The sequence below is a fragment of the Micromonospora sp. 4G55 genome, from assembly GCF_016803375.1.
Window position 1 is genome coordinate 1 of record NZ_JAEVHN010000123.1, and the last position, 12,873, is coordinate 12,873.

General features: G+C 73.1%; 2 protein-coding genes and 10 pseudogenes. 7 read left to right on the forward strand and 5 right to left on the reverse strand.

What is annotated here, in order from left to right; genetic code table 11:
- The 4 genes and pseudogenes from JNW89_RS37620 to JNW89_RS13185 all read left to right on the forward strand — a co-directional run.
- Positions 1-167 (forward strand): annotated as a pseudogene (locus tag JNW89_RS37620) (DNA-formamidopyrimidine glycosylase family protein); the annotation flags it as partial.
- A gap of 319 nt (positions 168-486) precedes the next feature.
- Positions 487-975 (forward strand): annotated as a pseudogene (locus JNW89_RS37625) (flagellar basal body protein FliL); the annotation flags it as partial.
- Between the two features lie 237 nt (positions 976-1,212).
- Positions 1,213-1,622 (forward strand): annotated as a pseudogene (locus tag JNW89_RS37630) (hypothetical protein).
- A 129-nt stretch (positions 1,623-1,751) separates the two neighbouring features.
- Entirely contained in the window at positions 1,752-2,993 is a 1,242-nt protein-coding gene (locus JNW89_RS13185) for an ATP-binding protein (RefSeq protein WP_238449160.1), read from the forward strand.
- 62 nt (positions 2,994-3,055) lie between these two features.
- Here the strand turns inward: JNW89_RS13185 and JNW89_RS13190 are convergent.
- Positions 3,056-3,600, reverse strand: a pseudogene (locus tag JNW89_RS13190) (GNAT family N-acetyltransferase).
- 135 nt (positions 3,601-3,735) lie between these two features.
- On the opposite strand from JNW89_RS13190, the pseudogene JNW89_RS13195 reads away from it, so the two are divergent.
- Together JNW89_RS13195 and JNW89_RS13200 are read left to right on the forward strand one after the other, a co-directional pair.
- Positions 3,736-4,280 (forward strand): annotated as a pseudogene (locus JNW89_RS13195) (DoxX family protein).
- Between the two features lie 204 nt (positions 4,281-4,484).
- Positions 4,485-5,923 (forward strand): annotated as a pseudogene (locus JNW89_RS13200) (glycosyltransferase 87 family protein).
- A 138-nt stretch (positions 5,924-6,061) separates the two neighbouring features.
- On the opposite strand, the gene JNW89_RS13205 reads toward JNW89_RS13200, so the two are convergent.
- From JNW89_RS13205 to moaC, 4 genes and pseudogenes are all read right to left on the reverse strand, one after another.
- A complete protein-coding gene (locus JNW89_RS13205) occupies positions 6,062-6,493 on the reverse strand; it encodes a molybdenum cofactor biosynthesis protein MoaE (protein WP_280839100.1) in 432 nt (143 codons plus the stop codon).
- Positions 6,490-7,748: pseudogene (locus tag JNW89_RS13210) on the reverse strand (molybdopterin molybdotransferase MoeA). Before JNW89_RS13210 ends, JNW89_RS13205 begins: the two are co-directional and overlap by 4 nt.
- A gap of 89 nt (positions 7,749-7,837) precedes the next feature.
- A pseudogene (locus JNW89_RS13215) lies at positions 7,838-8,307 on the reverse strand (molybdenum cofactor biosynthesis protein B).
- Positions 8,304-8,794, reverse strand: a pseudogene (moaC, locus tag JNW89_RS13220) (cyclic pyranopterin monophosphate synthase MoaC). The pseudogenes JNW89_RS13215 and moaC overlap by 4 nt, the downstream one beginning before the upstream one ends.
- An 858-nt stretch (positions 8,795-9,652) precedes the next feature.
- Here moaC and JNW89_RS13225 point away from each other — a divergent pair.
- Positions 9,653-12,150: pseudogene (locus JNW89_RS13225) on the forward strand (putative bifunctional diguanylate cyclase/phosphodiesterase); the annotation flags it as partial.
- Positions 12,151-12,873: the final 723 nt, after the last annotated feature.

Sequence of the window (12,873 nt, forward strand, 5' to 3'; positions counted from 1 at the left end):
TCGGCGCTGTCGGGCCAGGCGGTGGTGGACGCCCGCCGGCACGGCAAGTTCCTCGACGTGGTGATCGACGGCGGCCTGCACCTGGTGGTGCACCTGGCCGGGCGGGCTGGCTGCACTACCGGGAGGCGTTTCCGTCCACCACCCCGCTGCGCCCCGGCAAGGGCCCGGGCCGGGTGGGTGTCGTACTCGAGGGAGATGAGCTCATCGGTGGACCACGCTACGGTGACCACGGCGTCGGTGTCCCGCACGGGTGTCCGGCCTCTCAGCACGAGTACGCAGGAGGCGTGCATGGCGAACTACGGGCCACCGGGTGGCGGCGCCCCGGAGCCGTGGGGCGGGCGGCGCCCGGACGACGCGTACGGCGCCGCGCCGGATCCGCACGGCCCGCCCGCGTGGGGCGAGTCGCACGCCCACCAGCCGTACTCGCAGCCCGGGTGGGCGGCTACCCAGGTCCACCCGCCCACCGAGCCGTACCGATCGGCCGGCCCCAGCGCGTACCTCGGCGACCCGACGCCGCCGCAGCCGAAGCGGGGCCGGGGTCCGCTGATCGCGGTGCTGGCCGTGCTGGCGGTGCTCGTCCTCGGCGGTGCCGCCACGCTCTGGTACCTGGCCGGCCGGGACGACGAGCCGGCGTCGAACGCCGCGCCCACCGCTTCGGCAGCGCCGAGCGCGGCGCTGCCCGGGCCGGGCGAGCCGGCGCCGACCATCCCCGCGCCGGCCTCGTCCGCCGATCCGCGCTTCGTGAAGGCGGGGCAGTGCGTACGCAACGAGGGCCCGACAGGCGGCAAGCCCAAGCTGCTGATCAGCGACTGCGCCCCGAAGGCGTACGAGGTGCTGCGGCGTTTCGACGGGGAGACCAGCGGCGAGAAGGACGCCGAGGCCAAGTGCGCCAAGGTCACGGGCTACACCAACTGGTACTTCTTCGACAGCGAACTGGACACCCTCGACTTCGTCCTCTGCCTGAAGCAGCGCTGATCCCACCCCTGGGGAAGACATGGCATCCTTCGGACCACCCGGTCAGCCGGACGACCCGTACCAGCGACCCACCGCCGGCCCCGTCGGACCGCCACCACCCGCCCCGGGCGGCGGGTACCCCCCGCCCGGACCGTTCCCGCCGGCCGGGCCCGTCCCGCAGTTCCACGCGCCACAACCCCCCGGGGTACGCGCTGCCGCCCGCGCCCCCCGCCCAGGCGGAACGGCGGCCGGATCGCCCTGGTCATCGGGCTGGTCGCGGTCCTGCTGCTCTGTCCCTGCCTCGGGCTGACCGGCTTCGCGGTGTGGCGGGCGAGCAGCGCCGACGACGCGTCGCCGACGGTGGTCACCTCGGCCGAGCCGTCGGCCGCGGCGACGGAGGAGCCGGGCACCGACCCGAGCACCGCCGAGCCCGCGGAAGGGATCGACGTCGCGGTGGGCGACTGCGTGGTCAACGACGGCACGGACGAGGAGGCGGAGCTGCGCGAGGTGCCCTGCGGCCCGGACACGTTCGAGGTGCTGCTGCGGATCCCGGAGACCACGGACGGCAGCGGTGCCGGACCCTCTCGCCGAGGTCGACGGCCAACTACGTGCACGACAACCCGGTCGACCTCTTCGACTACGTGCTCTGCCTGCGGAAACACTCCTAGTAGGTCAATCTTCCTGTCTAGCCAGGACGCTAGACAGGGCAAGATTGTGGTCGAGGCCCGCAGACACGCCGGTAGCTCCGTCTATGCATCTCTAGTCCCCCGGCTAGACGGCCCGATACTCTGCGATGCGTGGATCCGGTCCGCAACCCGTACGCCCCCGGCGCCGGCCAGCGCCCGCCTGAGCTCGCCGGCCGGGGTCGGGAGCTGGACGTCTTCGACGTGGTCCTGGAACGCATCGCCCGGGGCCGCCCCGAACGCAGCCTGATGCTCACCGGGCTGCGGGGCGTCGGCAAGACGGTGCTGCTCAACACCCTCCGCTCGCAGGCGATCAACCACCTCTGGGGCACCGGCAAGATCGAGGCCCGGCCGGACCAGTCACTGCGCCGGCCGGTGGCCGCCGCGCTGCACATGGCCGTCCGCGAGTTGGCTCCCCGGCACCGCGCCCCGGACCGGATCGACGCCTTCCTCGGCGTGCTCAAGGCGTTCGCCCAGCGCTCCGCGCCCGCCGGGCGCGGTGGCGCCGCCCCCAAGCTGCGCGACCGCTGGCAGCCCGGCATCGACGTGCCGGCGAGCAGCGGCCGGGCCGACTCCGGCGACATCGAGATCGACCTGGTCGAGCTGCTCAGCGACGCGGCCGGGGTGGCTTCCGACGTGGGCACCGGGATCGCCGTCTTCATCGACGAGATGCAGGACCTCGGCCCGGAGGACGTCTCGGCGCTCTGCGCCGCCTGCCACGAGCTGTCTCAGCTCGGCGCCCCGCTGATCGTGGTGGGCGCCGGCCTGCCGCACCTGCCGGCCGTGCTCAGCGCGGCCAAGTCCTACTCCGAACGGCTGTTCCGTTACCAGCGGATCGACCGGCTCGACCGGATCGCCGCCGACCAGGCGCTCTGCGCGCCGGCCGAGCGGGAGGAGGTCGAGTACGAGCAGAAGGCCCTCGACCTGCTCTACGAGAAGTCCGGCGGCTATCCCTACTTCGTCCAGGCGTACGGGAAGGCGACCTGGGACCACGCGCCCCGCTCGCCGATCACGGCGGCGGACGTCCGGGTGGCCGCTCCCGAGGCGGAGGCCGAACTGGCGGTCGGCTTCTTCGGCTCCCGGTTCGAGCGGGCCACCCCGGCCGAGCGCGAGTACATGCGCGCGATGGCGACGTTGTCCCTGGTGGAAGGGGAGGCCGACGGCGGCGGCCGGGACGACATGGACGCGGCCGTGCCGACCGCCGAGATCGCCCGGGCGCTCGGGCGCAAGCCGGCGAGCCTCTCTCCGGCCCGGGACGCGCTGATCAAGAAGGGCCTGATCTACTCCGGCGAGCGGGGCACGGTCGCCTTCACCGTCCCGCACTTCGGCCGGTACCTGCGCACCCAACCGGCCTGACCCCGCCGGCTTCTCCGGCGGCACCCGGCGCACCGGTCACGTCGACGACGCGCCGGTGGCGGTCAGACGCGGGACCAGGGGGCCGGGAACAGCACCTCACCGCGCGGCGGCGGTCCCTCGCCGCTGGTGCTCGGCGGCAGCGCCAGCGCCTGCCACGGCTCCCCCAGACCGCACCACGGGCTGGTCAGTCCCATCCGGTCCGCCCGGACGAACCCGAAGCGCCGGTAGTACGCGGGGTCGCCGAGCACCACCACCAGGCGCTCACCCAGCTCGGTCGCGGCGTCCAGCCCGGCCTGCACCGCCGCCGTGCCGTGCCCGACCCGCTGCCGGTGCGGGGCCACCGCGACCGGCCCGAGCGCCAACGCCGGAGCGCGGACGTCGTCGGACTGTACGAAGACCCGACTGAGCAGGGCGTAGCCGACCACCTCGCCGCCGTACTCGGCCACCATCGCCAGCTCCGGGATCCACGCGTCGCTGTCGCGCAGCTCGTCGACGAGCGCCACCTCGCCGGGGACGCCACGTCGGGGCGGGCGAAGGCGGCGGCCAGCACCATCCGGACCGGGCCGGTGTCCGCCGGGTCCTCGGGGCGCAGCCGCAGGGTAGTCACCCGGGCGACGTTACCCGTCGACGCACGTCCATCAGCGACGGTCGCTCGAATCGGCGTGGCGTCACGTCCATGTCGGAAGGTCCCGGATCGGCCGTTGCCGGGGTAGCGGACGCCCGGACGGGGTATGACTGATCCATGAAACCCGTGCGCTCCCTCGCCCGCGTCATGTTGAGCGGCATCTTCGTGGTCAGCGGCGCCCGCAACTTCCAGCACCCCGAGCGCCTCGTGCCGGCCGCCCAGCCGATCACCGACCGGGTCGCTCCGTTGATCTCCAACGTCGCACCCCAGCTTCCCACCGACACCACCACACTGGTCCGCGCCAATTCGGCGGTGCAGCTCGCCGCCGGCCTGATGCTGGCCACCGGGAGGTTCACCCGGCCGGCCGCGCTCGTGCTCGCCGGCACGTTGGTGCCGGTCACCGTCGCCGGACATCCCTTCTGGAAGACGACGACCCGGCGGCGCGCAACAACAACCAGATCCACTTCCTGAAGAACCTCGGGCTCTTCGGCGGCCTGCTGCTCGCCGCCGCCGACACCGAGGGGAAGCCGGGTCTGCGCTGGCGGGCCGGTCATCGCATCGGCCACTCTCGACGTTCCGTGACCCGTGCGGTGCGTACCGCCCGCCGGGAAGCGCGCATCGCCGCCCTCTCGGCGTCCGCGGCCCGGCGACTTCCGGGCTGACCTGCGTCAATACGGCCATCACCCCCCGCAAGGCCGCGAATTACCTGAACCACCCGACTGCCGTTAACGCGGTGGAAATGTCAAAAACATGTGTGGGATCGGACACGGTCGCATAACGCGGGAGGCATCAACGTGAGGCGCCGTTCTAGGCTCCGTACCGGACCTGGACGGGTAGGACGACCTTGGTACGGGGGTGGCCACGCCATGCCGGCGATCGTCGGTAGACGGCTGGGCCGCCTCGCCCCAGTCCGTCGCGCAACGCGTGGGATCGATCGTAGGACAGTCGTACGGACCGGCATCGTGGCCGCCGTCGCCTATGCCGCATGGCTCGCCATCGGTGCTTTCGGGCGGCCGTACAACTTCTTCGACATGAAGATCTACCACGGCGCGGTGGTGTGGTGGGCGAGCGGTCACGAGCTGTACGAGTTCATCGCGCCGACCACCACCCTCGGTTTCACCTACCCGCCCTTCGCCGCGCTGGTGATGCTGCCGATGGCGCGACTGCCGATCGAGGCGTCCGGCTGGATCAACGCGGCGGGCAGCATCGCCGCCCTCGCTCTCGTGCTGGCCGCGCTGCTGCGCCCGATCGTGGACCGGCTCGGCTGGCCGCTCTGGTTCACCGTGGGCATCGCGACGTCGATGTCCGTCGCCATCGAACCGGTCCGGGAGACCCTCGGGTACGGCCAGGTCAACGTGCTGCTCTTCGGGCTGATCATGGCCGACCTGATCGGGCTGCGCTGGCGGTCCCGGCGGGGCACCCACGGTCGCCCGACCGACGGCCCGTTCGTGCGCTTCCTCTACAGCGGGGCGTGGGCCGGCATGGGCATCGGCCTGGCCACCGCCGTCAAGCTGACCCCGGCGCTCTTCATCGTCTACCTGCTGATCACCCGGCAGTGGCGGACGGCGGCCACCGCCGTCGGCACCACGATCGGCGTGACGCTGGGGACCTTCGCGCTGGTCGGTACGGAGTCGCGGGCCTACTTCGGCGGCGTGCTCTGGCAGACCGAGCGGGTCGGCGCGGCCGACATGACCCCCAACCAGTCGCTGGCCGGCCTGCTCGCCCGGCTGTACGACTCGATCGAGACGCCCGGCCTGCTCTGGCTGTCGTTCGCGGTGCTGATCCTGGCGGTGGGGCTCTCCCGCGCCGCCACCGCCCGGGCCGACGGCGACGAGTTGACCGCGTTCACCCTGGTCGGCTGACCGCCAACGTGATCAGCCCGATCTCCTGGACGCACCACCTGATCTGGGTCATCCCGCGATCGTCGTGCTCGCCGACGCCGCCGTACGCCGTCGCGAGGCGAGCCGGGGCCTGGCGGCGCGCGCGCCCAGGCGTCGTCGTACGGGGGCCGCCCGGGGTGAACGGGCTGCGCCCGCCGATCTGGTACCCGACGCTGACCGGCCTGCGGCACGCCGTCGCGGCGGCGGGGCTCTACCTGCTCTTCCTCGTCTCGCCCATCTGGCCGTACGAGCACCAACTCCCCGAGGTGTCGCACTACCAGGACGGGCTCTTCGGCGCGCTGATGGAGAACTCCCTCGCGCTGGCGCTGATCGTGCTGGTCGCCGCGCTGCCCTGGCGCCCCGGCGCCGAGCCGGCCTTCTACACCGACCGCCTGGCCCGCACCACCGCCACCGCCCGCCGCTGACCCCCCGGCCGCCGCCAGCGCCGCCCGCCAGCGCCGCCCGACACTTATAGAGAAAGAGTGGCTATCCGACGCGGAATAGCCACTCTTTCTCTGTAAGTGCGCGCTGAAAGCGGGGCAAGGGGGCGGGGAGGGGAGCGGTCAGGGGCAGTTGACCCATTCCTCGGTGCCGTCGGTGAAGACCTGGCGCTTCCAGATCGGCAGGCGCGCCTTGACCTCGTCGACCAGGCGGGCGCAGGCTTCGAAGGCCGCGGCGCGGTGCGCGGTGCTGACCGCGGCGACCAGCGCCACGTCACCGATCTCCAGCCGGCCGATCCGGTGCGACACCGCGACCGCGTACACCTCGGGTTCGGCGGCGATCTCGGCCGCAACCTCGCGCAGCACGTCGGCGGCGCTCGGGTGGCCCTCGTACTCCAGCAGGGTGACCCGCCGGCCGTGGTCGTGGTCGCGGACCACGCCCTGGAAGGAGACCACCGCGCCGGCCCGCCGGTCGGCGACCGCGGCCTCGTGCGCGGCGAGGTCGAGCGGCTGGTCGGTGACCGCGAGGACGGCCACCGTCGGGTCGGCGGTCACCACGAGCGTTCCCCGGGCAGCAGCGGCAGCGGTACGACCGGCACCCGCGCCCCGACCTCGCCGGTGGTGCCCGGACGGATCACCGCGAACCCGTCGGCGCCGGCCAGCCCGCGCAGCATGCCGAGCCGACGTGGCGGACCGGGTGGGCGGTGCCGGCGGCCCGGTCCAGCCGGACCAGGGCGAGGTGCGTGTAGTCGCCGCGACCGGGCACCGGCTCGGCGAGCGTGGCGTGCGGCAGCACCGGCATCGGCCGGCCGGTCAACCCGGCCAGCAGCGGCGCGACCAGCGAGACCAGGGCGACGATCGCGGGACTGCGGGTTGCCCGGCAGCCCGGCGACGAAGCGGACCCGGCCGTCGGCGCCGACGAGCCGGGCCAGCAGCATCGGGAAACCCGGCCGGACCGCCACGGTGTTGACCACGTAGTCGGCGCCGAGCGCCTCCAGGGTGGGATGCAGGTGGTCGACCGGACCGTGCATGGTCCGCCGGTGGTGCAGACCAGGTCGGCGTTGGTCAGTGCGGACCGCAGCGCCGCCACGTGGGCGGGGAGGGTGTCCGCCACCGGGCCGACCACGTCGGAGGAGCGCACCTGGCAGCCGTACCGGCGCAGCCAGGCCGGCACGGCCGGGCCGAGCGCGTCGCGTACTCGGCCGGCACCGGGCGGGCCGGCGGTCAGCAGCTCGTCGCCGAAGACCAGCAGCGCGGCCCGGGGCTGCCGGCGTACCGGCAGCTGGTCGTGGCCGCAGGAGGCGGCCAGCCCGATCAGCGCCGGGTCGACCGGGGTGCCGGCGGGGAGCAGTTCCTCACCGGCGTACGCCTCCTCGCCCGGCTCCCGCCACTCCGGGTGGGGCCGGGGCGTGCCGGTCACCCGTCCGTCGGCGGTACGGCTCGACTCCTCGATCCGGAGCACGGCGGTGGTGCCCTCGGGGACCATCGCGCCGGTGGCGATCTCCACGGTGGTGCCGTCGGTGGTCAGCGGGGGCGGGGTGTTGCCGGCCAGCACCCGCCCGACCACGTCCCAGGGGCCCTCGCCGCGCACCGCCCAGCCGTCGACGCTGGAGGTCGGGAAGGCGGGCAGGTCGGTCCGCGTGGTCAACGGCTCGGCGAGGGTGTGCCCGTCGGTGTCGGCCAGCGGTCGCCGGACCGCGGGGAGCGCGGCGGCGAGGCCGACCGCGTACACCCGCGAGCGGGCCTCCTCCCAACCCGCTGGCGGGGGTGCCGCCACCTGTGCCGCGGCGGCGGCGGTTTCCGTGCTCACCGGGGGCCTCCCCTTCACCGACTGCGGTACGCGCGTCACGTCCGCGCGTTCACCGGGCGAGCCTATCGCCGTGGACGCCGGACCGGGCGTCAGTGGTCGCCGCCGCGCAGCTGCTCGACGGCGTGGACGAGGATCGGGCCGAGCACGGCGAGGCGTCCCGCGCCCCGCCGGTCGACCCGGGCAGGTTGACCACGAGCATCCGGCCGGCCACCCCGGCCAGCCCTCTCGACAGCGCGGAGGTGGGGACCCGGTCGCGGCTGTGCGCCCGGATCGCCTCGGCGATGCCGGGGATCTCGTAGTCGAGCAGCGCCCGGGTCACGTCGGGCGTCCGGTCGGTGGGGGTGATCCCGGTGCCGCCGCTGGTCAGCACCACGTCGATCCCGTCGACCAGGGCGCTGCGCAACGCCTCGCCCACCGGCTCGCCGTCGGGCACCACCACCGGCTCGTCCACGGCGCAGCCCAGCTCACGCAGGCCCGCGACCAGCAGGGGGCCGCTGGTGTCGGCGTAGACGCCGGCGGCGGCGCGGTTGGAGGCCACCACCACCCGGGCCCGGATCACGGCCGATCCTCCGGGCGGACCCACTCGCCGGTCTTGCCGCCCTCCTTGCGGAGCACCCGCACCGCGTCGACGGAGGCGGCCGGGTCGACCGCCTTGACCATGTCGACCAGGGCCAGCCCGGCCACCGCCACGGCGGTCAGCGCCTCCATCTCCACGCCCGTCCGGTCGGCGGTCCTGGCCGTAGCGGTGATCTCGACGGTGTCCCCGGTGAGCCGCAGGTCGACCGTCACGCCGTGCAGCGCGATCGGATGGCAGAGCGGGATCAGATCGGGGGTGCGCTTGGCGCCCATGATGCCGGCGAGTCGACCGACCGCCAGCGCGTCGCCCTTGGGCAGGCCGTCGCGGCGGAGCAGGTCGACACCTCGGCGGTGGTGCGCAACCGGCCGGCGGCCACGGCGAGCCGGCCGGTGACCTGCTTGGCGGAGACGTCGACCATGCGGGCCGCGCCCGCCGGGTCGACGTGGGTGAGCTGCGCGGGATCGGTCACGACCGCAGCCTATCCGCCGGGTACGACCGGAACGTGTCACGAGTTCGGGAGGAGCACAGCCGGGGGCATGGCGGGCTCCTCCCTCACCTACCCGTCCGTCAGTGTCGCTGGGAAACCGTGACGCACAGCAGCATCCCGGGGCTGCGCGCTACCGCTGTCCGACACCCGTTCGGACAAGGCGATCCGTTCCCTCTTCGGCGGCGACTACGCACGTTGGCGACAGCGGATGGGGGGGGGTGGACCCTCGGACCACAACTCGTCGACCAGATCCTCTACAGTCACCAGTCGCTCGCCCTTGATGAGGGCATCGAGGCCACCCAGGACGCGAATCTCCACCAGATCCGCGATGAATCCTCCCAAGTGCTCAAATGATCACGCTACGAGATCGTGAACTGGGTGGAACGGTGTGAGTGGCGCACATCCCGTTGCCCGTCCGGATGATCGGCATACCCCTCCACGTCACCCTGCGGCAGCCAGGAGATGGTCCGATCCGTCGATGGAATTGGAAGCGGGCAGGGCCAGACTGAAGATAGTTCGCAAACGCAGTCCCACCCCGGTGACCGGCGAAGCCTCGGGTCGTTCGTTGCAACACCGGGTACGAGGCGTACGCGCTCCGCATTTAGCCCGTGGACACAACGTCACAAATCATTGTGAGTTTGCTGATATCGCGCATACCGACATTCATCAGTGCAAGAGCGCGGCAACCGTCCTTTAAGCTTCCCCTATTGGTGCACGAAACAATCGCGCTGGGGGTCATGATGACGTCGCACGAATGGACCTGAGCAACGTTCTGCAAGCAGGTCGAGAGCAGTAAACTTGCGGAGTGCACAACCATCGGTTACTGAATGAGGTCGATGGGTGACTCCACAACGACGGAGTGATGGGACCGATCGGCGGCTGCTGCCGCTAGTCGGTCTCGTCGTCTTTTTGGCGGCCGTCGCCACCATCGTGTCCGCCGTTCGTCTCGCCGATGATGAACCCAAGGTCGGCCCCGCCACCTGGCTCGCCCTGATCTCGCTTGTTGCCGCCGGCTTCACCGTCAAGGTGCGTATCCGGATCAGAGCCAACAACCACGACATCGCGTGGACCGAGACGGCGATCGTCATCGGCCTCACCGTGGCCCCGACCTCGACCGTGGTCCTCGCCACGGGCTGCGCCCTCGTCCTGGTCACCACCCTCGCTCGAATCCCCGCCATCCGGGCCGCCTTCGGCGTGGGGAAGAACATGCTGGTGGCGACGGCGGCGGGCACGGTACTGCACGCGAGCGGCTGGCAGGTGGGCAAAGAGAGCGTGCTGGCCACGATCCTGCCGCTGTCCCTCGCCTATCTGACTGCGGTGCTGCTGGATGAGCTGGTCGCACTGCCGGTCATCGCGATCGCCTCCGGTGAACGGGTGCGGGAACTGTTCCGGGAGGATTGGGAACTCCGGCTCGCCTTTGCGGTGGGCCGACTGGTGGTGGTCCTCGGGACGTTCCTCATCCTGCGCGGCGACAGCCGCCTACTCATCGCCGTGCCACCCCTCATGCTCAGCCTCCACCTGCTCTACTCCAACCGGGTCAAGGCCCGCACCGAGCAACAGGCCTGGCAGCGCCTCGCCCGCACCACGGACGCGCTGAACGTCGTCGACCTGGACAAGGTCCTCACCACCGCCGTCACTCAGGCCGCCGAACTCTTCTCCGCAGACGAGGTCGAGATAGAGCTGCGCGACCGCCCCCGCGCGGTCCGGGGTACCAGAGCTGGCATCGGTTACGACGGGCCCGCCGGAGACCCGAGCAGCGTCCAGGGCTCCACCGTCTCCGCACCGTTGGAGGGGCACGACGGCAGCGCCGACGTGGGGGTGCTGCGGCTGCGCTTCCGGGGACCGGTCCAGCTCTCCGAGCGGGAGCAGTACACCCTGCGCACCTTCGCCTCGGCACTCTGCACCGCCGTCCGCAACGCCCAGGCGTACGCCGAGTTGGCCCGGGTGGCCGCCGAACACGCGCACGCCGCCACCCACGACGCGCTGACCGGCCTGGCCAACCGACGGCAGCTGCTGGAGCGGGGCACCGAGCAGCTCAGCACCCGGCACGCCGAGGGGGTGACCGCGCTGGTGCTGATCGACCTCAACCACTTCAAGGAGGTCAACGACACCCTCGGCCACGCCGCCGGCGACCAGGTGCTGATACAGGTCGCCGACCGGTTACGGGCCGCCGCGCAGGCCGAGGACCTGGTGGCCCGCCTCGGCGGCGACGAGTTCGCCGTGCTGCTGCGCGGGCTGCCCGCCCCGGCGGTCGCCGCGCACCGGGCCGAGGCGCTGATCGGCGCCCTGCACCAGCCGTTGGACGTGGACGGCATGCGGATCAGCGTCGAGGCCAGCGGGGGCATCGCCGTGGCCCCGGCCAGCGGGGGCATGCCGGAGCTGCTGCGCCGCGCCGACGTGGCGATGTACCAGGCCAAGCGGGCCGGCCAGCGGGTCTCCACGTACGCGCCGACCCGCGACACCGCCGACCTCGGCCGGCTCACCCTCGGCGGCGAGCTGCCCCGGGCGGTGGCCGACCACGAGTTCACCGTCAACTTCCAGCCCATCGTGGACCTGGCCAGCGGCGAGGTCACCGGCGCGGAGGCGCTGGCCCGCTGGCACCACCCGACCCACGGCATGATCGATCCACTGCGCTTCCTGGAGGCGGTGGAACGCTCCGGCCTGCTCCCCGCGTTCGCCGAGGCGATCCTCGACCAGGCGCTGCTCGCCGCCGTGAGCTGGCGGGCGGCCGGCTTCGACCTGCCGGTCTCGGTCAACGTCTCTCCACGCAGCCTGCTCGACGCCCGCTTCCCCGGCGCGGTGCTGGCCCGGCTGCGGGCCCACGACCTCCCGCCCGACCGGCTGGTCCTGGAGCTGACCGAGACGCTGACGCTGAGCCAGCTCGACGTGGTCGACCGGGTGCTCAGCCGGCTGCGCGACTCCGGCGTCCGGCTGGCCCTGGACGACTTCGGCACCGGCTACTCGTCGCTCTCCCTGCTCTCCCGCATCCCGGTGCACGAGCTGAAGATCGACCGCAGCTTCGTCAGCGCGATGGAGGGCTCGGCGGAAGCCGCGGCGGTCATCCGCTCGACCCTCGACCTCGGCCGCAGCCTCGACCTCACCGTCGTCGCCGAGGGTGTGGAGAGCGAGCCGCAACGCCGGGCGCTCTGGGAGCTGGGCTGCGCCGCCGGCCAGGGCCACCTCTTCGCCCGTCCGCTGCCGTCCGGCAGCCTCCTCGCCGCCCTGCAACGCGGCTCGGGCGCCGGCCCGGCACCCTCGTCCAGCCGCTGCACGACACCGGCGCGGTCATCCGCCTCGCCCCCGGCCGCCGCCAGCCCGGCCGGACGCCGCCCGGCAGGTCTGCCACACTTGCCGGCGCTGACCGCCGCCTCCCGCACCTGGCGCGCCCTGGACTCCACCGCCGGCGGCCTCGCCTTCGACCTCGGCCTCTACGCGGTCTCCGCCGCCTTCGCCGCGATCACCGCCGCCACCTCCACCCTGGCACCGCACCGGGCCTGGGGCAGCGTCGCCGCCGTCGGCTACCTGATCGCTGCGCTGCTGGTCGTCGGCCAACTCCTGCTCCGAGGCCGCCGCCCCGAGCTGGCCGGGGTGGCGGCGCGCTCGGCGATCACCGCGCTGACCTGGGCGACCACCGCCCTGCTGCCGCTGGTGATCCAGAGCATCCAGCGGGCGTCGGGGCGTACCGACCGGACGCAGGAGGAGGTGGTGGTCGTCGAGCACGCCGGCATCCGGCTCGCCGAGCACGGCACCCCCTACCTGGGGCCCGACGCGATCGCCGCGCTCCCCGCCGACGAACGGCTGCTCGGTTACACGCCGTACCAGCCGGGGATGGCGCTGTTCGGGCTGCCCCGGGCCGGCGTGGACGCCTGGTGGACCGACTCGCGGGTGTGGTTCGCGCTGGTCACCGCGCTGGCGCTGGCCGTCGCGGTGGTCGCGCTGCGCGCCGCCGGCCGCCCCTCGGCCGACCGGCCCCACCCGACGACGGTACTGCGCGGCGTACAGGCCGCGACCGTGCTGCCGACTCTGCGCCCTCACCCTCGCCACCGGCGGCGACGACCTGC